Here is a 21,786-nt window from a genome sequence, read left to right as displayed (position 1 = left end):
GACGACGGCATTGCCCGCCCAGGAAGCCCCTCCCGGAGCCCAAGAGTACGGTGAGCTGGCGGAATTGCTGGAGAACGAGACCACGCGCCAGCAGCTGATTGACCAGCTACGGGGTTTACAGGCGGCCGCCAACCCGGCGCCGCTGGGCGTGGCCGGGGAAGTGCCACCCTCGGAAATTGCCGCCCAGGCCCCCAGCGGGCAGACCGCCGACCAGGTGTCCCTGGCTCGCCGTATGGCTTCGGCCACCGGCAACCTGGCCGGGGATATGGGGCGGCAGTTCGCGGCCTTGAGCGGCCTGGTCACCGGCTGGTTTGTCAGCGATGACAGCGCCGGTGAGGCGGCTGTCAGCACCACGGTCAACATGAAAGCGGTCACCGCCGCGTTACTCAATCTGGCCATTCTGGTAGTGGTCACCTTTGTGGTGTTCTGGGTGTTGCGTACCCTGGCGGGTTCGGCCTTTGGCCGCCTCAGCCACTGGGCCCGGGCCGGGTCGGAGAAGTTGGCGATTCTGCGCACCACGGTGGCGGTGGCAGTCGGTGCCCTGCTGGATGTCATTGTGGTGGCGCTGGCCTATCTGGCCGGGACCTTTGTGGCGCCGGTACTCACCGAGCAGTTGGGCGCGGATGCCACACGACTGGCCCTGTTCCTGAATGCCTTCCTGATCGTGGAACTGGCCAAGGCCGGGCTGCGGATGTTCTTTTCGTCCCGCTACGAGGGCCTGCGGTTGCTGCCAGTGGCGGCGGACCAGGCCAGTTACTGCAACCGCTTCCTGGCCCGTGAGGCCGGGCTGATCGGCTACGGCATGCTGGTGCTGGTGCCGGTGCTGAACTTCAACGTCTCCCCTGCGGTAGGCAGTGGTGCCGGCACCCTGATCATGCTGGTGGCGCTGATCTATGCCGCCGGGGTGATTTTGCGCAAGCGTCCGGTGTTGCGTGAGGCACTGACCCAACGAGCCAATGCCAGCTATGGGCCGATCCGTCTGTCGTTGTTGCTGTTGGCGCGCACCTGGCACTGGCTGGCGCTGGCCTATGCGTTGCTGGTGTTTGCCGTCACCGTACTGAATCCGGAGACCGCCTTGCCCTATGTGGCCATGGCGACCCTGGAAACCCTGATCTATGTGGGCGTGGGGCTGCTGGTGTCAGTGGCGCTTGGGCAACTGATCGGCAAGGAAATCCAGTTTTCCGAGCGACTCAATGCCAGCATGCCGCGGCTGCAGGCGAGGGTGAATACCTATGTTCCCACGGCCTTGAAGCTGATCCGCGCGCTGATTCTGGCGCTGGTGGTAGTGCTGTCGCTGGATGCCTGGGAGCTTTATGATCTGGCCGCCTGGTATGCCACCACGGCCGGTGCCCAGACGGTGTCTGCGCTGATCGATATCCTGATCATCCTGGGGCTGGCGGCGGCCCTGTGGATTGCGCTGGCAAGCCTGGTGGAGCACAAGTTCAGCCCGGGAGAGAGCAGCACCGCGGCCCAGGCTGCCCGCGGGGAAACCCTGCTCGGACTGTTCCACACCACCTTGGCCATCACCATCATCATCATGACCACCATGATCGTTCTGTCCGAGATCGGTATTGATATCGGCCCGCTGATTGCCGGTGCCGGTGTGCTGGGTCTGGCCATTGGTTTCGGTGCCCAGAAGCTGGTCCAGGACGTGATCACCGGGGTGTTCATCCAGCTGGAAAATGCCATGAACACCGGCGATTTTGTCAGCGTCGGCGGCAACTCAGGGACCGTGGACCGGGTGGGTATCCGCTCCGTGGCCCTGCGGGATCTGTATGGTACCTACCACATCGTGCCGTTCTCCTCGGTGGATGCGGTATCCAACTTTACCCGTGAATTTGGTAACCACGTGGGTGAATACGGTATTGCTTACCGCGAAAGCATCGATGATGCCATCGTTCAGTTGGAAGCGGCCTTTGAAGAACTGAAGGAAGGTGATCACAAGGATAATATCCTGGCACCCATGACGGTGGCCGGGGTCACCGCCCTGGCGGACAGCTCGGTGAACATCCGTGTGGTGATCAAGACCACGCCGGGCAACCAGTGGGCGGTGGGTCGTGCCTTCAACCGTCTGGTGAAGATCTACTTCGACAAGGCCGGCATCGAGATTCCGTTCCCCCATACCACCCTGTATTTCGGGGAGGACCGGGACGGCAAGGCGCCGGCAGGCAACATCCGCCTCACCGACGACCGGGTGGTGTCCACCCAGGGAGGCAACGACGGGTAAGGCCGGTGCCTGCCACGGCAGGCGTTGTTGAACATCAATGTTTCATCACAGAGGGCACAGAGCTCACGGGGAAAACTTTTCTCTGTTTGCTCTGTGCCTTTTTTGATGCTGCTGCTCAATTCTGGAGCGCCGCTAGGGATTGAGTAGGGTGCAGTTCGCCTTAGGCTCAGTGCACCCTACGTTTGCAACGTTGCGGGGTTTTTGCGCCAAAAAAAAGGGCCGGCATGAATGCCGACCCTGAGAGTCACCGGAAAAGGGAGAGCTCGGTGATGTAAACCGTCAGGCGGCCTCCTCCTTGAGAAGGTCGCCCAGCAAGGCGTCAAAGTTTTTCAACTGTTCGCTGTTGTCGTGGTCCCAGGGATGGAAACCGGGCTTGAACCAGTCGAACCAGGGCTTGGTGATATTGCGGAAAATGCCCTTCTTGCCCCAGGTGTGCTTGGCCACGGCGCGCCAGCCTTTCAGGTCGGTCAGGCCGCCCTTGATGCGCACGTTGTGCAGATAGAAGGGAATCATCAAGGCGAAAAAGACGCCGGTGGCGGCGACCAGGGTGCCGCTGCGCAGGGCATAGGCGCCCAGGTTGCTGTCGTCGCCGATGGCTACCTGGTAGACATCGAAGGCCACCGCCTTGTGTTCGGTTTCTTCCAGGGCATGCCAGTTCCAGATGGCCTTGTAGCCATCGTCGGCACCTTCCAGAATCTCCGGCAGATCCAGCAGGCCGCCGCCGAGGATGGCGGTCAGGTGCTCCAGGGCCACGGTGGCGGCCAGCTGGAAGGATTGCGGGGAGTATTCCTGCACCGCTTTCAGCAAACGGGCCACGAACGCTTCCTGGGCATGCAGGGGAATACCGGCCTGGGCCACGAAATCGTTGTATTCTTCGTGCTCACGACCGTGCATGGCTTCCTGGCCGATAAAGGCGGTCACGGCCTTTTTCAGCTCGGGATCCGTGATCTGGTCACGGTAATTGCGTACGCTGTCGATGAAAAAGCGTTCCCCCACCGGGAAAAACAGGCTCATGGTGTTCATGAACTGGCTGACATTCAGGCCGTCCCGGTGCCAGGTCAGGGCTTTGGCCGGGTTCAGGTTGAATTTCAGATTGCGACGGATGGGAAGAATCGAGATCGCCATGGTGCGTACCTCCGTAACTGTTACATCATTCGATGATACAATTGCTGTGTCACACAGCAAGGGTTTTCCACCGGGAAATGAAAAAAATGGCGGATAATAAACAGGAAGTTGCTAATCGTTTACTTGATGGCCTGGTCGAGCATCTGCTGGCCAAATTGTCGCCGGCACAGCTGGACGGGCTGATCGAGCAGGAGCTGGATTACGCCCTGGATGTGGCCACACGCTACACCCTGAACGATTGGGTCAGTGCCGAGCAGATTCGTATCACCGCCCAGAAATATGCGGCGGAAATGGACATCAGTGGCGCCATCCCCGAGCTGGTCGGCGACATGGTGGAGCAGTTCTACGACCACGGTATCCAGAGTGACCGCCTGATCGGCGATGTGGTCGACGAGGACGTGGTGATGGCCCTGCTGGACAAGGTGCTGGAGATTCCCCTGTCCCGTCAGAGTATGGCCTGGCTGGGCCGTAACCCGGTGTTGCTGGCATTGCTGGCCGGCGGTGCGCAGCTGGGGTTGAAGACCCTGTTGCACCAGGGCCTGCCGCCGGCACTGCATGACCAGCTGCGCAAGCGCCTGCCGGCCCGCTGGCTGGGCAGCCTGGAAGTGCGTCTGCAGGAATGGCTGCTCAAGCGCATGGAGCAATTGCTCAGTGATCCCTGGCTATACCGGGATGAAAACCTGGACGAGCTGCGTGAACTGGTACTGGTCGCCTGGCAGGAATTCTCCCAGCGCCCGGTGGCCGAGTTGCGCGAACTGATCAGCAGCGAAGATATCCAGGAGCTGTTCGTGATCGGTTTCGAGTACTGGCGTGAGCTGCGCCACACGGATTATTTCATTGCCATGCTGGATTCCGGGGTCAACGCCTTCTTCGACAAATATGGCGACACCACCCTGATGGGGCTACTCGACGAGTTGGGCGTGACCCGCGCCCTGATGCTCGATGACGCCCGCCGCTTCCTGCCCCCGGTAATGGAGAAACTGCGCGCCGAAGGCCTGCTCGAGGCGTGGCTGCGTCGGCATCTGGAGGGGTATTTTCAGCGGCCGGAGACGTTGGAGCTGCTTAATTAATAGTTAATAATGAATAATTAATAACTCGCAGGGCAACATTGATTGGTCCTGTAACGCAAGAGGCCGCGCCCAGACTTTGGGCGTGGCCTCTTGCGTTTGAGAAGCCCGCAACGCAAACGCGCGCGTTATTCATTATTAACTATTAATTATCAATTGCCTTTCTATACGCCTGCGTATGCAGCAACTCCACCAGCTCCTTCTCCGGCACCGGGCGGCTGATCAGGTAGCCCTGGATGCTGTCGCAATGCATGTCGCGGAGAATGCTCAGGTGGGCGTCGGTTTCCACGCCTTCGGCGACCACGTTCATCTGCAGGCTGTGGGCCATGTCGATGATGGCCCGGGTGATGGCGGCGTCGTCCGGGCTCTTGTCCAGATCCATGATGAAGGAACGGTCGATCTTCAGGGTGTCCACCGGGAAACGCTTCAGGTAGCTCAGTGACGAGTAGCCGGTGCCGAAGTCGTCCAGGGCCAGTTCGATGCCGCGGGTCCGCAACTGCTGGAGCAGTTCGATGTTCTGCTCCATGTCTTCCATGATCAGGCTTTCGGTGAGTTCCAGTTCCAGCAGATGGGCCGGCAGTTCAGTGCTTTCCAGTACCCGGTCGACGATTTCTGCCACATTACCCTTGCGGAATTGATGGGCGGACAGGTTCACCGATACGCAGATATCGCCCAGCCCCTGTTTGTGCCACTGGTGGGCCTGACGGCAGGAGCGTTCCAGTACCAGTTCGCCGATGGCGGAGATCAGCCCGGTCTCCTCGGCCAGCGGAATGAAATCCGCCGGTGGCAGCAGGCCCATGGTGGGATGCTGCCAGCGTACCAGGGCTTCCACGGAGTTTATGCGGTTACTGGCCAGGTCCATTTTCGGTTGGTAATAGACCACGAATTCGTTCTTGAAAATGGCCTTGCGCAGGCTGGTTTCCAGGGCCAGCTGTTCCACCGAGGCCACCCGCATGTTGCTGCGATAGAACTGGAAATTGTTGCCGCCACTGCGCTTGGCCTGGTACACCGCCATGTCCGCCTGGTTGATCATGCTCTGGGCTTCCTTGGCGGTGTCCGGGAACACGCTGATGCCGATGCTGGCGCCCAGCAGCAGTTCGTGGCCGTCGATCATGAAGGGCTTCTTCATGGCGTTGATCAGTTTCTGGCAGTGCTGGCTGATGGCGCCTTCACCACCGTGATTTTCCAGCAGCAGGGTAAATTCGTCGCCGCCCACCCGGGCAAGATTTTCTTCACCGCCGGCATGTTGGCCGATGCGCTCTGCGGCGGCCTTGAGCAGGCGGTCGCCGATTTCATGCCCCAGGGATTCGTTGATCGGTTTGAAACGGTCCAGGTCGATCATCAGCAGCGCCACCTTTTCCCGGTTCAGGCGTGCCAGGGTCAGGGACTTGTGCAGGTGTTCGCGGAACTGGGTGCGGTTGGCCAGGCCGGTGAGTCGGTCGTAGTTGGAAAGGAACTGCAGCTGTTGTTCGGTTTCCTTGCGGGCGGTCAGGTCGGACATCATGCCCACATAACGGATTACCCGTTTCTGTTCATCGCGCACGGCGCTGACTTGCAGCCACTCCGGGAAGGGCTCGCCATTGCGGCGGGTTTCGTTGATCTCGCCTTCCCAGAAGCCGCTTTCGTTCAGCGCAGCGGTAATCATCTTGTAGGTGTCGCTGTTGGCGGCGGTTTCATGGTGATCCAGCACCTGTTTGCCCAGCACCATGGATTCGCTGTAGCCGGTAATCTGTTCAAAGCGGGCATTCACCGCCAGGAAGCGGAACTTGTGGTCGAGAATGAAGATGCCTTCCGGGGCATTGTCGAAAACGGTGGCGGACAGTCGCAGCTGCTCCTGGCTCTGGCGGTCTTCGGTGATGTCCCGGCGGGTGCCGATCATGCGCAGGGCGCGGCCCTGGTCTGACCACTTCACCACCCGGCCCTCGTCTTCGATCCAGCGCCAGCTGCCATCCGCATGGCGCAGGCGGTATACCGCATGATAACGGTCATTCTGCCCCTTGAAATGGGACACCATGGCGCGGCGAATGCGGGTCAGATCCTCCGGGTGGACCAGGGTTTCCAGGTCCCCGAAGAAGTTCTTGAAGTAGGCGCCGTCATAGCCCAGCAACCGGTCGAAATTGGTGTGGTAGTTGCGCCCGGTATCCAGCATCCAGTCCCACAGGCCGATATTGCTGGCTTCCAGGGCCAGCTCCAGGCGCTCACTGGTGGCGGCCAGGGCCTGGTTGGTTTCCCCGAGCGCCCGGGTGCGTTCCTGCACCATGGATTCCAGTCGCTCGTTGGTTTCCTGCAGGCGCTGACGGGCTTCCTTGCGCTCGTAGATTTCCTGGGCCAGTTTCTCGTTGAGTGCTTCCGCGTCGCTGCGGGCCCGGTTCAGGTAGTCGATCAGCGAGCGGTTGCTGGCCTGCAGCATCATTGCCTGGTGGCCGGTCTGGTTGATGCGCCGGGCGGCGAACAGGAAGAACAGCCCCAGCAATGACATCAGCAGCATCAGCGATAGCTGGCCGTGCTCCTGGGTTTCCGACAACCGCAGCATGCCGGGCCCGAGCAGCATTAAAAGGTACAGGAAGACGGTGGGGAAATGGCTGCTGTAGGCGGCCAGGGCCATGGTGCTCAGGCCCAGGCCCAGGCAGGCAATGGTGAGCTGGGCGGCCAGCATGTTGTCGGCGAACAGGGTGTCCAGCGGATTGAACAGGTAACCGGCGGCACCCAGTATCAGCGGGGTGCTCAGGGCAATCACAGAGAGAATATGGCGGCAGTGGGGAGTGGCAAGGTCGTTGCGCAGACGACGATGGCACAGAGGCAGGGCGATCATCTTGGCGGTTTGCACGGTCGCCAGGATTCCCAGCCAGGTCAGCAGGTTTTGCCGGGAAACCGGGGTGTCCCAGTAGGCCCACACCAGGGTAATGGCGCTGGCGACTTCCAGCAAAATCAGCACCGCAATGCCACTCAGTAACAATTGGCACTGTTCAGTGACCACGCCATTGAACGGCGGAGCGGTTCGGGTTTGCGGAGACTGCGAAGACACCTTGATTATTATCCTCTGGCGTGTAGCCGAGTGTTTTTGTTTTCCAGTTTACCTATCGGCGCAGACAAGGGAAACCGCGATCTCGCTATCCATAGTGGCGTATTGCCATGCTGACAGGGTCCACGGATGCGCCAGGCAGGCATCGCGCCAGCGGACATTCTGCTAAACTCCCGCGCCATGGATGACGTAACTTCCCTTATTGATGGCCTGAACCCGGCCCAGCGCGATGCGGTGGCTGCCGATGACCGACATTTACTGGTGCTGGCCGGTGCCGGCTCGGGCAAGACCCGGGTGCTGGTGCATCGCATCGCCTGGCAGATTGCCACCGAGCAGGCCTCGCCGTTCGGGATTCTGGCGGTGACCTTTACCAACAAGGCCGCCGCCGAGATGCGGGGCCGAATCGAGCAGTTGCTGGACATGTCCGCCGATGGCATGTGGGTGGGGACCTTCCACAGCATTGCCCACCGTCTGCTGCGGGCCCACTGGCAGGAGGCGAACCTTCCCCAGGGTTTCCAGATCATTGATGCCGACGACCAGGTTCGTCTGATCAAGCGTGTGATCAAGGAGCTGGGGCTGGATGAACAGCGCTGGCCGGCCCGCCAGGCCACCTGGTTTATCAACGGCCAGAAGGACGAAGGCCTGCGCGCCAAACACATGGACGCCAATGGCGATCTGTTCGTGCAGACCATGCAGAAGATCTACTTCAGCTATGAAGAGGCCTGCGAGCGCAGCGGCCTGGTGGACTTCAACGAAATGCTTTTGCGTGTGCTCGAACTGTTCCGCGACAACGACGGCCTGCGCGGTCACTATCAGCGTCGCTTCCGCCACATCCTGGTGGACGAGTTCCAGGATACCAACAGCATCCAGTACGCCTGGCTGCGGTTGCTGGCCAACGACGATAACGCCGTCACCATCGTCGGCGATGATGACCAGTCCATCTATGGCTGGCGCGGCGCCAAGATCGAGAACATCCACAAATTCAGCCGCGATTTCCCGGATACCCGCACCATCCGCCTGGAGCAGAACTACCGCTCCACCGGCACCATTCTGAAAGCCGCCAACGCGGTGATCAGCCATAACAGTGACCGGCTCGGCAAGGAACTGTGGACCGAGGGCAGCGATGGCGACCCGATCCGTCTCTATGCCGGCTTCAACGAAGTGGACGAAGCCCGTTTTATCGCCGGGCGCGTGGAAAAGCTGTTCCAGGAAGGGACCGCGCGGCGGGAAATGGCGGTGCTGTATCGCTCCAACGCCCAGTCCCGGGTACTGGAAGAGGCCTTCCTGCAGGCCGGTATTCCCTACCGCATCTATGGCGGCCAGCGCTTCTTCGAGCGGGCGGAGATCAAGAACGCCCTGGCCTACCTGCGCCTGATCAGCCATCGGGATGCGGATGCCGCTTTCGAGCGGGTGGTGAACACCCCCACCCGGGGCATCGGCAACAAGACCCTGGAAAGCCTGCGCGAGCTGGCACGTCAGCGTGGCGTGTCCCTGTGGGCTGCGGCCCAGGCACTGATCAGTGAGCAGTTACTTACCGCCCGGGCCACCAATGCGCTGGCGGTATTCCTGAATCTGGTGGTGCAGCTGGAGCAGCAGTGTGACGGTCTGTCGCTGGCGGAAACCACCGAACACGTGATCGAGGCCAGCGGTCTGGTGGCATTCCACGGTAAAGAGAAGGGCGAAAAGGGCCAGCAACGGCTGGAAAACCTGCGCGAGCTGGTCTCTGCCACGCGCGAGTTCGGTGACGAGGACGAAGACTCCGAACTGGACAGCCTCACCGCCTTTCTGGACCACGCCGCTCTGGAATCCGGCGAAGGCCAGGCCGATGCCCACGAGGACGCGGTGCAGATGATGACCCTGCATTCCGCCAAGGGGCTGGAATTCCCGGTGGTATTCATCACTGGCATGGAGGAGGGCCTGTTCCCCCATCAGATGTCCAGTGAGGAGCCCGGGCGGCTGGCCGAGGAACGCCGCCTCTGTTACGTGGGCCTGACCCGTGCCATGCGCGAACTGTATCTGACCCATGCGGAAAGCCGGCGCCTTTACGGCAACGAAAACTACAACCCGCCCAGCCGCTTCCTGCGCGAGATCCCTGCCGAATCCCTGGAAGAGATCCGCGCCCGTGCCGGATTCAGCCGGCCCGTTGGCGGGGCGGCACGGCCGATTCGGGAAACCGAGTCCAATGGTATCGATCTGGGCGCGCGGGTGTTGCACCCGAAATTCGGCGAGGGCACCGTATTGCATTTCGAAGGGCAGGGGCCCAATGCGCGCCTGCAGATCAACTTCGACGGTGCCGGCACCAAGTGGTTGGTCAGCCAGTACGCGCGGCTGGAAGTGATTTGAAGACAGACTGACGTCGGACCCCGTCCGGCCCGTCGACAAGAACAATCGGGCGGCTGTTCCCGGCTGCCGAATGATGGAGGATAACCCTTGGATCGTCGCAAATTCGTGTCCGCCCTCGGTCTGGGGCTGGGTGGCCTGGCATTGGCCGGTTGTGAAAAGAAAGACTGTCCGCCCACCGAGAGTGGCGTGGCGGCTGCGCCGGAAGCGGAAAAAAAAGCACCGGTACAGCAGACCTATGAATGGACGATGGTGACCACCTGGCCGAAGAACTATCCGGGCCTGGGTGTCGGTGCCAACCGGTTTGCCAAGCGCGTGGAAGAGATGTCCGCCGGGCGCATCAAGATCAAGGTGTACGGTGCCAAGGAGCTGGTGCCGGCTTTCGAGGTGTTCGATGCGGTCCGCCAGGGAAGCGCCGAGATGGGACACGGCGCCGCCTATTACTGGAAAGGCAAGCACCCGGCCACGCCGTTCTTCACTGCCGTGCCCTTCGGGCTCACCGCCCAGGAAATGAATGGCTGGTTGCACCATGGCGGCGGGCAAAAGCTGTGGGATGATCTGTATGCCCAGTTCAACCTGAAGCCGTTTGCCTGTGGCAACACCGGCACCCAGATGGCCGGCTGGTTCAACAAGGAAATCAACAGCGTGGAGGACCTGCAAGGTCTGAAGATGCGTATGCCGGGGCTGGCCGGTGAGGTGCTGGGCAAGGTGGGCGCCACGCCGGTACAGCTGCCGGGTGCCGAGGTATTCACCTCCATGCAAACAGGCGCCATCGATGCGGCGGACTGGGTGGGGCCGTACAACGACCGCTCCTTCGGTCTGCAACGGGTCGCCGAGTACTACTACTATCCGGGCTGGCAGGAACCGGGTCCGACCCTGGAGCTGACCATCAACAAGCAAGTCTGGGACAGCCTGCCCGCGGACCTGCAGGCGATCATCCGCTACGCCGCCCAGTCGGAAAACCAGGACATGCTCGACGAGTACACCGCCCAGAACAATGCGGCCCTCCAGGAGCTGGTCAACAAGCACGGGGTGAAACTGCGCCGGTTGCCGGACGATGTCCTCAAGGCCCTGAAGGAGGCCAGCGACGAGGTGATCGAAGCCCTGGTGGCCGACAACAGCGAAGCACGCAAGGTGTACGAGTCCTACCGCAAATTCCGTGACGAATCGGTGGAATACATGGCGGTGGCGGAGCAGTCGTATATGAACGTGCGTAGTCAGTTGGCCAAGGGTTGAACGGGAGCGGCTTCTGCGCGTCTACGAAGCCGCTGTAGGAACGGAGCGTAGCGGAGTAACGCACGAAGTGCGGCCCGAAGGGTGAGCGTAGCGAATACGCCTCTTGAGGCGCGAACCGCGCTTGCGCGGAAATCGCCCGCAGGGCGATCAGGGATTTCAGCGCTCGACGGGTCTCTCTGGAAGGAATGGCGTCAACCTCAATCTTCTGGCCTCGCTACGCTCGGTTCGCACCTCAAGAGGTGCTCCTACAGAAAGCCCGGTCCCAGCGACGTTCCTCGTGCAACTAATCCCTTGGCACCGCCCGGGTCCGGCCGGTGTCATCAATGGCCACGAAGGTGAAGTGCCCTTCGGTCACTTTCGACAGGGTGCCGGTGTCTTCCCGAATCCACACTTCCACCAGAATCTGCATGGAGCTGCGACCCACGTCTTGCAGCTGGGTGTAGCAGCTCACCACCGCCCCAATGGGAACCGGGCGCAGGAAGGCCATGGAGTCGATGGCCACGGTGGCCACGCGGCCACGGGCTTTCTTGCGGGCGGTGACAGCACCGGCCAGATCCATCTGAGAAACCAGCCAGCCACCAAAGATATCGCCATTCCAATTGGCGCTTTGCGGCATGGCAATGGTCTGGATGGCCAGTGTGCCGATGGGCTGGGGTATGTCGTCGGTGTTATCGGTCATGTTTGTTATCCGTAATATTTTGAGCCGGTGTTAAAGGAGAGGCTTTACACCGCCGTGCGGTAGTGCATTTACCCGTACAGTTGATCAGGGAGCCAGGTGGCCAGTTCCGGGAACAGCGCCAGTATACCCAGCATCAGCAACTGGATAATGATAAACGGTATCACGCCCTGGTAAATCTGCGCGGTTTTCACCTCTGGCGGCGCCACGCCGCGCAGGTAGAACAGGGCGAACCCGAAGGGTGGGGTCAGAAAGCTGGTTTGCAAGTTCAGGGCGATCATTACCCCCAGCCACACCGGGTCCAGCCCCATGGCCAGCAATACCGGGCCGACAATGGGCACCACCACAAAGGTAATCTCGATAAAGTCGAGGATAAAGCCGAGCAGGAAGATCAGCAGCATCACCAGCAGGGTGGCGCCGATCACGCCGCCGGGCAGGCTCTCGAACAGGGCCTGGACCGCCTCTTCACCGCCGAAACCGCGAAACACCAGAGAAAACAGGCTGGCACCGATCAGGATCATGAACACCATGGCGGTGACCCGGCTGGTGGCGCGTACCACCTGACCGAGAATCTGCCGGTTCAGGTGCCGGTTGCCGGCGGCCAGCAACAGGGCGCCGAAGGCCCCAACGCCGGCGGCCTCGGTGGGTGTGGCCTTGCCGGTGAGGATGGAGCCCAATACAGCGGCAATCAGCAACAGCGGCGGAATCAGGCCTGCCAGCAGCGGGCGCCAGCCGCGGGGTGCCCCGTCATCGGCCTGAAATGCCGGCGCCCACTGGGGTTTCAACAGGCTGATGGCGACCACATACAACAGATACAGCCCCACCAGAATCAGGCCGGGGATCAGCGCGCCGACAAACAGATCCCCCACCGACACCGTATCCAGGGACCACAGCCCCTGCTTGAGTTGGGCTTCCTGATAGGCATTGGCCAGCACATCGCCCAGCAGCACCAGCGCGATGGAGGGCGGGATGATCTGGCCCAGGGTGCCAGTGGCACAGATCAGGCCGGTGGAGAGTTGGGGTTGGTAGCCCTGACGGAGCATGGTGGGCAGCGACAGCAGTCCCATGGTGACCACGGTGGCGCCGACGATGCCGGTGCTGGCGGCCAGCAGGGCGCCCACCAGGATGATGGCCACGCCCATGCCGCCGGGCAGGCCACCGAACAGCTGCCCCATGCTGGCCAGCAGTTTTTCCGCCACCCGGGATTTCTCCAGCATCACCCCCATGAACACGAACAGGGGCACCGCCATCAGCGTGGTGTTATCAATGATGCCGAACAGCCGGTTGGGAACAAAGGTCAGGTCCGCCGGGCTGAAGGTGCCGGTCACCATGCCGGCCGCAGCGAACAGCAGGGCGGTGCCGCCCAGCACAAAGGCCACCGGGTAGCCGCTGAGCAGCACCAGGCACACCACCACAAACATCAGCAGGGGAATCCATTCCATCACAGGCCCTCCCCGGGGTGATCCTGGGGAGCGGGCAGGGCGGCCCCCAGCAGGGTCAGGCTGTGACGCAACAGCTCCGCCAAGGCCTGCACGGTGAGCAGGGCGGGCAGGATCAGCAGCAGGGTTTTCAGCAGATACACAAAGGGCAGGCCGCCATTGGCGGAGGCTTCCTGCTCGCGCCAGCTACTGGCCACATAGTCCAGCGACAGCCAGAAAAGGGCCCCGCAAACCGGCAACAACAGAAACAGGGTGCCCAGCACATTCACCCAGGCACGCCCCCGGGGGCTGAAACGCTGGTAGAGCACATCCACCCGTACATGCTCGTCCTCGGCCAGGGTATAGGCAATTCCCAGCATAAACAGACTGCCATGCAGGTAGGTGAGCGATTCCTGCAGGGCGATATTGCCGATCCCGAAGCCGTAACGGAGCACCACCACCAGCACCATGCCCAGTACCAATAACAGGGCGAGCCAGGCGCTGCCGCGGCCCACCCGGGTAGTAAACCCGGTCAAGCGTTGCTGCCAGCGAAATAGTTGTTGTGTCATAAATAGCCTATGTGACCCCCCGGGCCCGGTTGCAGGCCGGGGAATACCGAGAAAGCGGGCATTATACGGGGCCTGTGGGGCAGGGCCAGCCCGTGGCGGTGACCGGGAAGATTTCCCGGATCACAGTGGGGCCATCTTCCTGTAATGTTGTTGTCACAAACCCTCTCTAGCATGCGCGGTGCTGAAACATGAACTGGTTTGCAAAGATTGCAAGAACAAAACCGGGGTGGGGTCGTTACCTGACAAGCGCCGGTGCCATGTAACTAGGAGGCTTAACCGTGAACTTCAAGATGAAAGCAACTTTGGCAGGTGCCGCTGCAGCACTGGCCATGGCCAGCGTACCGGGCACCGCTATGGCCCGTGACACTATCTCTATCGTGGGTTCCTCCACGGTATATCCGTTCGCCACCGTGGTGGCTGAGCGTTTCGGTCGTACCGGTAACGCCACCCCGAAAATCGAATCCACCGGTTCCGGCGGCGGCATGAAGCTGTTCTGTCAGGGCGTGGGCACCCAGCACCCGGACATCACCAACGCGTCCCGTCGCATGAAGAAGTCCGAGTTCGAGCTGTGCCAGAGCAACGGTGTGAAAGACATCACCGAAGTGAAGGTCGGTTACGACGGTATCGTGATTGCCAACTCCGTGAAGGGCGAGCAAATCGACCTGTCCCTGCGTGACATCTTCCTGGCCCTGGCCAAGGACGTGCCGAACCCGGATGGCAGCGAAGAGCTGGTAGCCAACCCCTACAAGACCTGGAAAGAAGTGAACCCGGCTCTGCCCAACACCAAGATCGAAGTACTGGGCCCGCCGCCGACTTCCGGCACCCGTGATGCCTTCAACGAACTGGCCATCGAAGGCGGCTGCAAAACCTTCCCATGGCTGAAGGCCATCAAGGACGAAGACAAATCCAAGTACAAGGCGATCTGCCGCAGCGTACGTGAAGACGGCGCCTACGTGGAAGCTGGCGAGAACGACAACCTGATCGTGCAGAAACTGGAAAAGAACCCGGCTGCCTACGGTGTGTTCGGTTACTCCTTCCTGGACCAGAACCGCGGTGTGGTACAGGCTGCCAACGTGGACGGTGTTGAGCCCACTTTCGACGCCATCGGTTCCGGCGACTACCCGGTATCCCGTTCCCTGTTCTTCTACGTGAAGAAAGCCCACGTGGGTGTGGTACCGGGCATCGAAGGTTACGTGAAAGAGTTCACCAGCGAGAAAGCCTGGGGTAACAACGGTTACCTGTCCGAGAAAGGCCTGATCCCGCTGGGTGATGACCTGCGCAAGAGCATGGCCAAACAGGCTCGCAGCCTGAAGTCCATGACTGGCGAAGAGTTGTAAGGAAAGAAAAAAAGCATGGATGCTTTCGGCCCGGTGGTGTTTGCCACCGGGCTTTTTCGCCCCTGAGAAACCCGCGTTTGTTCCACCAAGATCATTGCGGTGATTTTGCTTGAGCAAATCCGATCGGAGTACTACATGCAAACCGGAAACCTGCTGTTGCTGCTGGTGGTGATGGTGGCCGGCGCCTACTACCTGGGGCATCGCCGCTCCTACGCGCTGGCCAGACCGTTGGGGGGCATTCGCCACCTCCACTCGCTGCCGTTCTACTTTGCCATGCGCTCAGCCATGTGGTGCGCGATTCCGGCCATGGTGGTACTGGCACTGTGGCTGGCGTTCGATGACAGCATCATTCGTCAGCAGGTACTGGCCAGTCTGCCGCAGCAGCTGCAGCCCACGGATGCTTCCAGCTACAACCTGACCCTGAGCAAGATCCAGAACGTGGCCAGCGGCGCGCTGCCTACCAGCTTTGTGGAGCCACCAATCGCCGAAGCGGCGCAGCGGTTGCAGTCTCTCAAGCAGACCAGCGCCATGGCGCTGACCGTAGTGGTGATTGTGCTGTGTATGCTCGGTGGCGCCTGGGCCTGGCTCAAGGTGTCGCCGCAGCTGCGCGCCCGCCAGCAGGTGGAGCGGGTGCTGCAGACCATCTTCATGTTGTGTGCCACGGTGGCGATTCTCACCACCGTGGGCATTGTGCTGTCGGTACTGTTCGAATCGATTCGCTTCTTCGGCAGGGTGCCGGTCACGGATTTCCTGTTCGGGTTGCAGTGGAGTCCGCAGACCGCCCTGCGCGCGGACCAGGTGGCCTCCGGCGGTGCCTTCGGTGCGGTGCCCCTGTTCATGGGGACCCTGCTGATTTCCGCCATTGCCCTGCTGGTGGCGGTGCCGGTGGGCTTGATGTCAGCTATCTACCTGGCGGAATACGCCAGCAACCGGGTGCGCACGGTGGCCAAGCCGGCGCTGGAAGTGTTGGCCGGGGTGCCCACCGTGGTCTACGGCTTCTTTGCGGCATTGACCGTGGCACCGTTCATTCGCGGGCTGGGGGAGTCCATCGGTCTGAATGTGGCATCCGAGTCGGCCCTGGCCGCCGGCCTGGTGATGGGCATCATGATTATCCCCTTCGTGTCCTCCCTGGCCGATGACGTGATTACTGCGGTGCCCCAGGCCATGCGTGACGGTTCCCTGGGCCTGGGTGCCACCAAGAGCGAAACCATCAAGAAGGTGATTTTCCCGGCGGCCCTGCCGGGGATCATGGGGGGCATCCTGCTGGCCGCATCCCGGGCCATTGGTGAAACCATGATCGTGGTGATGGCCGCCGGTCTGGCCGCCAACCTCACCGCCAATCCGCTGGAAGCGGTGACCACCATCACTGTGCAGATCGTCACCCTGCTGACCGGTGACCAGGAATTCGACAGCGCCAAGACGCTGGCCGCCTTTGCCCTGGGGTTGATGCTGTTTATCACCACCCTGGTCATGAATATCTTCGCGCTGCATATCGTGAAGAAATACCGTGAGCAGTACGACTAGCGTCGGGAGAGATTGAGAGATGAGCGAAACCACGGAAAAAGTCCGCAAGACGCTGGCCCGCCGTTACCGGGCAGAGAAACGCTTCAAGGCCTTCGGTATCGGTTCCATTGCCATCGGCCTGATGGCGCTGGTGCTGCTGTTCACCGACATCATCGGCAAGGGCCACAGTGCGTTTGTCGAGCATGAAATTCAGCTGCCGATCACCTTCGACGCCGAGGTGCTGGATATCAGCAACCCCCGCGACGAGGACGAACTGAACTACGGGAATTATCAGGGTGTGATCCGCGATGCCCTGGCCGCGCGCTTTCCCAGTGTGGAAGGCCGCCAGGATACCCGCGCCCTCAACCAGCTGGTGAGCACCGGTGCTGGTTATGCCCTGCGTGACATGCTGCGCGAGGATCCTTCCCTGCTGGGTGAGACCCGTACCCTCTGGCTGCTGGCCGATGACGATGTGGATCTGTTTCTCAAGGCCAATGAAAAACAGCGTGAGGACAGCCGCCTGAATGCCAAACAGCGTGAGTGGGTGGCCGAGCTGGAAGCGTCCGGCGAAACCCGCGTGGTGTTCAACCGGTCCCTGTTCAGCTACGGGGATTCCCGCGAGCCGGAGCAGGCCGGCATTCTTGGGGCCATCCTTGGCTCCCTGTTCACCATGATCGTTACCCTGGTGCTCAGCTTCCCCATCGGGGTGGCGGCGGCGGTCTATCTGGAAGAATTCGCGCCCAAGAACAAGTTCACCGACTTTATTGAAGTGAACATCAACAACCTGGCGGCGGTGCCGTCCATCATCTTCGGTTTGCTGGGCCTGGCGGTGATCATTGGCCTGTTTGGTCTGCCCCGCTCGGTGCCGCTGGTGGGCGGTATCGTGCTGACGCTGATGACCCTGCCGACCATCATCATTTCCAGCCGTGCCGCCATCAAGGCGGTGCCGCCGAGCATTCGTCAGGCTGCGCTGGGTCTGGGTGCCTCCAAGATGCAGGTGGTGCTGCACCATGTGCTGCCGCTGGCCCTGCCCGGCATGCTCACCGGCGCCATTATCGGCATGGCCCAGGCCCTGGGTGAAACCGCACCGCTGCTGATGATCGGCATGGTGGCCTTTATCGTGGATCTGCCCGCCGGGCCGCTGGATGCCGCCACGGTACTGCCGGTACAGATCTACCTGTGGGCGGACAGCCCGGAACAATCATTCGAAGCGTTGGCGTCGGCCGCCATCATGGTGTTGCTGGCTTTCCTGATCACCATGAACACCCTGGCGGTGGTACTGCGCAAGCGCCTTGAGCGGCGCTGGTAACGGACCGGCAACGAGGAATCGAGTTATGGAAACCGCACAGCAACTGGACAAACGTTCTCTGGGCAACAATGATGCGGCCAAAGACAAGGCCATTAAAGAGCAGGACACAATGACACAAGACACCCCCTATCCCGAACAGACTGTCGGCAGCCCCTATGTGGATGATCCGAAAATGCGCCTGCGCGATGTGGAGGTGTTTTACGCCGAAAACCAGGCGATCCACGGCGTCAGCCTGGATATCGGCAAGAACGAGGTGGTGTCCCTGATCGGCCCGTCCGGCTGCGGCAAGTCCACCTTCCTGCGCTGCCTGAACCGCATGAACGACACCATCGATATCTGCCGGGTGAAAGGGGATCTGCGTCTGGAAGATCAGGATCTCTACGATCCCAAGCTGGATGTGGTGGAGCTGCGCGCCCGGGTGGGCATGGTGTTCCAGAAGCCCAACCCCTTCCCCAAGTCGATCTACGACAACGTGGCCTATGGGCCGCGTATCCATGGTCTGGCCAACAAGAAATACGACCTGGACGAGATCGTGGAAAACAGCCTGCAGAAAGCCGGCCTGTGGAACGAAGTGAAGGACCGGCTGCACTCGCCGGGTACCGGCCTGTCCGGCGGTCAGCAGCAGCGTCTGTGTATTGCCCGCACCATCGCGGTGAGCCCGGAAGTGGTGCTGATGGATGAGCCCTGCTCCGCGCTGGACCCAATCGCCACCGCCAAGATCGAGGAGCTGATCTCCGAGCTGAGCGAGTCCTACACCATTGCCATCGTCACCCACTCCATGCAGCAGGCCGCGCGGGTATCCCACCGAACCGCCTACTTCCACCTGGGGCGGTTGATCGAAATGAATGACACCGACACCGTGTTCACCAAGCCGGAACACGATCTGACGGAAGCCTATATCACCGGCCGCTTCGGTTAAGGGGAGCAAGACACAATGGATCGCATGCATTTTGGTGAGCACAGCTCAACCCAGTTCAATGAGGCGCTGGAATCCATCCGCAACAATCTGATGGAGATGGGCGGCCTGGTGGAAAAGCAGGTGGTGGATGCCTTGCAGGCATTGCTGCATGCGGATTCCGACCTGGCCCAGAAGGTGCTGGATACGGAAGACAAGGTCGACAAGCTGGAAATGCTGATCGACGAGGAATGCACCCGGGTGCTGGCCCTGCGTCAGCCCGCCGCGTCGGACCTGCGTCTGATCATTGCCGTCACCAAGGCGGTCTCCGATCTGGAACGGATCGGTGATGAATCCGCCAAGATTGCCCGCATGGGCCAGCAGCTGGCGGAAGAGGGCGAGTCTCCGCGCGGTTACGTGGAAGTGCGCCACATCGGCAACCATGTGCGCAACATGCTGCGCGACACCCTGGATGCCTTTGCCCGCTTCGATGCCAAGAAAGCCCTGGCCGTTGCCGCCGAGGATAACGAGGTGGACCTGGAGTATCGCAGCGCCATGCGTTCGCTGGTCACCTTCATGATGGAAGACCCGCGCTCCATTACCCGGGTGCTCAACATCATCTGGTCCCTGCGTGCACTCGAGCGAATCGGTGACCATGCCCGCAACATCGGCGAGCAGGTTATCTACCTGGTGGAAGGCAAGGATGTACGCCACATCACCGTGGATGAGATCGAAGCCAAGCTGAAGAAATAACAGGCAGCGGCGAGCTACGAGCTTCCAGCTACGAGAAAAACCCTGCTACGAAGCCGCTGTGGGAGCTATGCTTGCATGGCGAATCCGAGCCTTGGCGAGGAAAAAGCGGTGCAGCTTACTCGCACTTTCCTCTGGAGAGGCCTGTCGAGTTCGGAGATGTCTGATCGCCTTTCAGACGATTTCCGCGCTACGCGCGGTTCGCCATGCAAGCATAGCTCCAACAATCGTTCCAAAGGCCGTGCCTAACTTCCGGGCGCGGCCTTTTGCCTTTCCGGCATCGTCACAAAACTTTCCCGCGTTGCAGCTTGAAGCTTGTCGCTTGCAGCTTTAATATCCGTATTTCCGAATATACGAATACAGGGCGGTCAATGCTCACTCCCACCCAGCTTTGCAAATGCCTCGGCGATGATCTTCGCCTGAGTCTGGTCTGTCTGTTACACGGTCAGGAAGAGGTGTGTGTCTGTGATCTGGTGGATGCCCTCGAGGCACCACAGTCCACCGTGTCCCGTCACCTGGCGCAGCTGCGCCAGTGCCAGCTGGTGGTGGCGCGGCGGCAGGGTACCTGGATGCATTACCGCATCAATCCGGAGTTGCCTGACTGGGCCCAACAGACCCTGGCAAGCCTGGTCCCGCCGGCCTGCCAGGCGTTGTCCCTGACCCTTCCCGTTTCTGCCTGCTGTGAGAACTGACATGCCACTACAACCCATGACGATTCTGGTGCTGTGCACCGGCAACTCCTGTCGTTCGATCATCGGCGAAGCATTGATCAATGCGCTGGGCCAAGGCCGCTTTCGGGGTCTCAGTGCCGGTAGTCATCCTACCGGTCAGGTCAATCCGGGTGCGCTGGCAGTGCTGGCCCGTCACGGCATTACCGCGGCAAACCCGGCCTCCAAGTCCATGGACGATCTGGCCGATGAAGAGATTGATCTGATTATTACCGTCTGCGACAGCGCTGCCGGGGAAGCCTGCCCGGTGTGGCTGGGCGATGTGCCGAAACTGCATTGGGGGCTGCCGGACCCGGCTCATGCGCAAGGCACAGACGAGGAGATTGCCGCGGCCTTCGAGGCGACCTACCAGCAGCTGGAGCAACGTCTTCAGGCGCTGTTTGCCGTGTCCCTGGATGAACTCAATGAGAACGGCCTGGTGGCCTGCGGCGAAAAAATCCACCGGGAACTGGGTGGCCACTGATGCCGTTTTTCGAACGTTACCTGAGCGTCTGGGTGGGGCTGGCGATTATCGCCGGGGTTGGCCTGGGGCTGGCGGTGCCGCCGCTTTTTCAAGCGGTGGCGGCGTTTGAGTACGCCCATGTGAACCTGGCGGTGGCGGTGTTTATCTGGGTGATGGTCTACCCGATGATGATCCAGATCGACTTCACCGCCATCAAGAAAGTGGGTCAGAACCCACGGGGGTTGCTGCTCACTCTGGTGATCAACTGGCTGATCAAGCCGTTCACCATGGCGGCGCTGGGCTGGGTGTTCTTCAAGGTGCTGTTCGCCGGCTGGGTGGACCCGCAGACCGCCACTGAGTACATCGCCGGCATGATCCTGCTGGGCGTGGCGCCCTGTACCGCCATGGTGTTTGTGTGGAGTCACCTGACCAAGGGCGACGCCAACTACACCCTGGTACAGGTGTCGGTGAACGACATCATCATGGTGTTTGCCTTCGCGCCCATTGCCGCTCTGTTGCTGGGCGTCAGCGATATCACCGTTCCCTGGGATACGCTGTTGTTGTCCGTGGTGCTCTATGTGGTGCTGCCCTTGATCGCCGGTTTCCTCACCCGCCAGATACTGGTGGCAAAAGGCGGTGAGGAAAAAGTGGCGCGTTTTGTCCACACCCTCAAACCGATCAGCGTCATGGGGCTGCTGGCCACGGTGGTGCTACTGTTCGGCTTCCAGGCGGAAACCATTCTCGCCAAGCCCCTGGCCATCGTGCTGATCGCCATCCCGCTGCTGATCCAGACCTACGGCATTTTCGTGATCGCCTACTGGGCGGCCCGCCGTCTGCGACTGAAGCATAATGTGGCCGGCCCTGCCTGCCTGATCGGCACCAGCAACTTCTTCGAGTTGGCGGTGGCCGTGGCCATCAGCCTGTTCGGCCTGCACTCCGGCGCCGCTCTGGCCACGGTGGTGGGCGTGCTGGTGGAAGTGCCGGTGATGCTGACGCTGGTGGCGATCGTGAATCGCACCCCCCACTGGTTCGAAGAAAATCCTGCGTAACCCTGTAGGAGCCCATGCTTGCATGGCGATCAAGTTGCGAGGTTCGAGTAACGCGGTTTGAACCCCGGTTTTCGCAACTCGCGCCTCGCTACG

The 21,786-nt window shown here is 61.1% G+C and carries 17 protein-coding genes; 12 read left to right on the top strand and 5 right to left on the bottom strand.

All coding sequences use genetic code 11. The annotated features are described in order from the left end of the window. Nucleotides 1-2,227: mechanosensitive ion channel domain-containing protein (locus A3714_RS07270; RefSeq protein ID WP_063527164.1), on the top strand; the 2,227-nt coding region annotated here is incomplete at its 5' end. A gap of 279 nt (nt 2,228-2,506) precedes the next feature. On the opposite strand, the gene A3714_RS07265 is transcribed toward A3714_RS07270, so the two are convergent. Further along, nucleotides 2,507-3,352: a metal-dependent hydrolase gene (locus tag A3714_RS07265; RefSeq protein ID WP_063508626.1), complete on the bottom strand. Its 846-nt coding sequence runs from the start codon at nt 3,350-3,352 to the stop codon at nt 2,507-2,509. An 86-nt stretch (nt 3,353-3,438) separates the two neighbouring features. On the opposite strand from A3714_RS07265, the gene A3714_RS07260 reads away from it, so the two are divergent. Further along, nucleotides 3,439-4,422 carry a hypothetical protein gene (locus tag A3714_RS07260; protein WP_062815038.1) on the top strand — a complete coding sequence of 328 codons (984 nt, stop codon included), beginning with the start codon at nt 3,439-3,441 and terminating at the stop codon, nt 4,420-4,422. A gap of 142 nt (nt 4,423-4,564) precedes the next feature. Here A3714_RS07260 and A3714_RS07255 read toward each other — a convergent pair whose 3' ends face one another. After that, complete coding sequence (locus A3714_RS07255; protein ID WP_082844659.1) at nt 4,565-7,444, bottom strand: GGDEF domain-containing phosphodiesterase; 2,880 nt, start codon at nt 7,442-7,444, stop codon at nt 4,565-4,567. Nucleotides 7,445-7,621: 177 nt separating this feature from the next. Between A3714_RS07255 and uvrD the strand changes: the two genes are divergently transcribed. Together uvrD and A3714_RS07245 are read left to right on the top strand one after the other, a co-directional pair. Next, nucleotides 7,622-9,784, top strand: coding sequence for a DNA helicase II (gene uvrD, locus A3714_RS07250; protein ID WP_063508580.1), 2,163 nt, complete (start codon nt 7,622-7,624; stop codon nt 9,782-9,784). An 87-nt stretch (nt 9,785-9,871) separates the two neighbouring features. Continuing rightward, nucleotides 9,872-11,017 carry a TRAP transporter substrate-binding protein gene (locus A3714_RS07245; RefSeq protein ID WP_062815037.1) on the top strand — a complete coding sequence of 382 codons (1,146 nt, stop codon included), beginning with the start codon at nt 9,872-9,874 and terminating at the stop codon, nt 11,015-11,017. 283 nt (nt 11,018-11,300) lie between these two features. Here the strand turns inward: A3714_RS07245 and A3714_RS07240 are convergent, their stop codons facing one another. The 3 genes from A3714_RS07240 to A3714_RS07230 all read right to left on the bottom strand — a co-directional run bounded on the left by A3714_RS07240 (nt 11,301) and on the right by A3714_RS07230 (nt 13,680). After that, nucleotides 11,301-11,696 (bottom strand): acyl-CoA thioesterase, encoded by a 396-nt coding sequence (locus tag A3714_RS07240; protein ID WP_062815036.1) that lies wholly within the window; start codon nt 11,694-11,696, stop codon nt 11,301-11,303. 68 nt (nt 11,697-11,764) lie between these two features. Beyond that, entirely contained in the window at nt 11,765-13,135 is a 1,371-nt protein-coding gene (locus A3714_RS07235; protein WP_197461831.1) for a TRAP transporter large permease subunit, read from the bottom strand. Continuing rightward, on the bottom strand, nt 13,135-13,680 hold the full coding sequence (locus A3714_RS07230; RefSeq protein ID WP_062815034.1) for a TRAP transporter small permease subunit: 546 nt from the start codon (nt 13,678-13,680) through the stop codon (nt 13,135-13,137). Before A3714_RS07230 ends, A3714_RS07235 begins: the two co-directional genes overlap by 1 nt. A 290-nt stretch (nt 13,681-13,970) precedes the next feature. On the opposite strand from A3714_RS07230, the gene A3714_RS07225 reads away from it, so the two are divergent. The 8 genes from A3714_RS07225 (at nt 13,971) to arsB (ending at nt 21,693) form a co-directional block, all read left to right on the top strand. Further along, nucleotides 13,971-15,017, top strand: coding sequence for a substrate-binding domain-containing protein (locus A3714_RS07225; protein WP_062815470.1), 1,047 nt, complete (start codon nt 13,971-13,973; stop codon nt 15,015-15,017). Between the two features lie 135 nt (nt 15,018-15,152). Then, nucleotides 15,153-16,541, top strand: a complete 1,389-nt coding sequence (gene pstC, locus A3714_RS07220) for a phosphate ABC transporter permease subunit PstC (protein ID WP_062815033.1) — start codon at nt 15,153-15,155, stop codon at nt 16,539-16,541. A gap of 19 nt (nt 16,542-16,560) precedes the next feature. Beyond that, nucleotides 16,561-17,829, top strand: coding sequence for a phosphate ABC transporter permease PstA (pstA, locus tag A3714_RS07215; RefSeq protein WP_063508442.1), 1,269 nt, complete (start codon nt 16,561-16,563; stop codon nt 17,827-17,829). 25 nt (nt 17,830-17,854) lie between these two features. Then, nucleotides 17,855-18,748, top strand: a complete 894-nt coding sequence (pstB, locus tag A3714_RS07210) for a phosphate ABC transporter ATP-binding protein PstB (protein ID WP_063508443.1) — start codon at nt 17,855-17,857, stop codon at nt 18,746-18,748. Between the two features lie 15 nt (nt 18,749-18,763). Further along, nucleotides 18,764-19,477 (top strand): phosphate signaling complex protein PhoU, encoded by a 714-nt coding sequence (phoU, locus tag A3714_RS07205; protein WP_063508444.1) that lies wholly within the window; start codon nt 18,764-18,766, stop codon nt 19,475-19,477. A gap of 368 nt (nt 19,478-19,845) precedes the next feature. Continuing rightward, a complete protein-coding gene (locus A3714_RS07200) occupies nt 19,846-20,166 on the top strand; it encodes a metalloregulator ArsR/SmtB family transcription factor (RefSeq protein WP_063508445.1) in 321 nt (106 codons plus the stop codon). A 1-nt stretch (nt 20,167) separates the two neighbouring features. Beyond that, nucleotides 20,168-20,665 (top strand): arsenate reductase ArsC, encoded by a 498-nt coding sequence (locus tag A3714_RS07195; protein WP_063508446.1) that lies wholly within the window; start codon nt 20,168-20,170, stop codon nt 20,663-20,665. Further along, complete coding sequence (gene arsB / locus A3714_RS07190) at nt 20,665-21,693, top strand: ACR3 family arsenite efflux transporter (RefSeq protein WP_063508447.1); 1,029 nt, start codon at nt 20,665-20,667, stop codon at nt 21,691-21,693. The genes A3714_RS07195 and arsB overlap by 1 nt, the downstream gene beginning before the upstream one ends. The last annotated feature ends 93 nt before the right edge of the window (nt 21,694-21,786 follow it).

Origin of the sequence: Alcanivorax sp. HI0007, from assembly GCF_001635525.1 — a bacterium.
Lineage (GTDB): Bacteria > Pseudomonadota > Gammaproteobacteria > Pseudomonadales > Alcanivoracaceae > Alcanivorax.
Note: the sequence above shows the minus strand (reverse complement) of the source record. Positions and strands in the feature narration are given on the sequence as shown.

Coding starts and splice junctions, on each gene's coding strand:
- A3714_RS07265 (WP_063508626.1), bottom strand. CDS start 3,352: ATGGCGATCTCGATTCTTCCCATCCGTCGCAATCTGAAATTCAACCTG.
- A3714_RS07260 (WP_062815038.1), top strand. CDS start 3,439: ATGGCGGATAATAAACAGGAAGTTGCTAATCGTTTACTTGATGGCCTG.
- uvrD (WP_063508580.1), top strand. CDS start 7,622: ATGGATGACGTAACTTCCCTTATTGATGGCCTGAACCCGGCCCAGCGC.
- A3714_RS07240 (WP_062815036.1), bottom strand. CDS start 11,696: ATGACCGATAACACCGACGACATACCCCAGCCCATCGGCACACTGGCC.
- A3714_RS07235 (WP_197461831.1), bottom strand. CDS start 13,135: ATGGAATGGATTCCCCTGCTGATGTTTGTGGTGGTGTGCCTGGTGCTG.
- A3714_RS07230 (WP_062815034.1), bottom strand. CDS start 13,680: ATGACACAACAACTATTTCGCTGGCAGCAACGCTTGACCGGGTTTACT.
- A3714_RS07225 (WP_062815470.1), top strand. CDS start 13,971: ATGAAAGCAACTTTGGCAGGTGCCGCTGCAGCACTGGCCATGGCCAGC.
- pstC (WP_062815033.1), top strand. CDS start 15,153: ATGCAAACCGGAAACCTGCTGTTGCTGCTGGTGGTGATGGTGGCCGGC.
- pstA (WP_063508442.1), top strand. CDS start 16,561: ATGAGCGAAACCACGGAAAAAGTCCGCAAGACGCTGGCCCGCCGTTAC.
- pstB (WP_063508443.1), top strand. CDS start 17,855: ATGGAAACCGCACAGCAACTGGACAAACGTTCTCTGGGCAACAATGAT.
- phoU (WP_063508444.1), top strand. CDS start 18,764: ATGGATCGCATGCATTTTGGTGAGCACAGCTCAACCCAGTTCAATGAG.
- A3714_RS07200 (WP_063508445.1), top strand. CDS start 19,846: ATGCTCACTCCCACCCAGCTTTGCAAATGCCTCGGCGATGATCTTCGC.
- A3714_RS07195 (WP_063508446.1), top strand. CDS start 20,168: ATGCCACTACAACCCATGACGATTCTGGTGCTGTGCACCGGCAACTCC.
- arsB (WP_063508447.1), top strand. CDS start 20,665: ATGCCGTTTTTCGAACGTTACCTGAGCGTCTGGGTGGGGCTGGCGATT.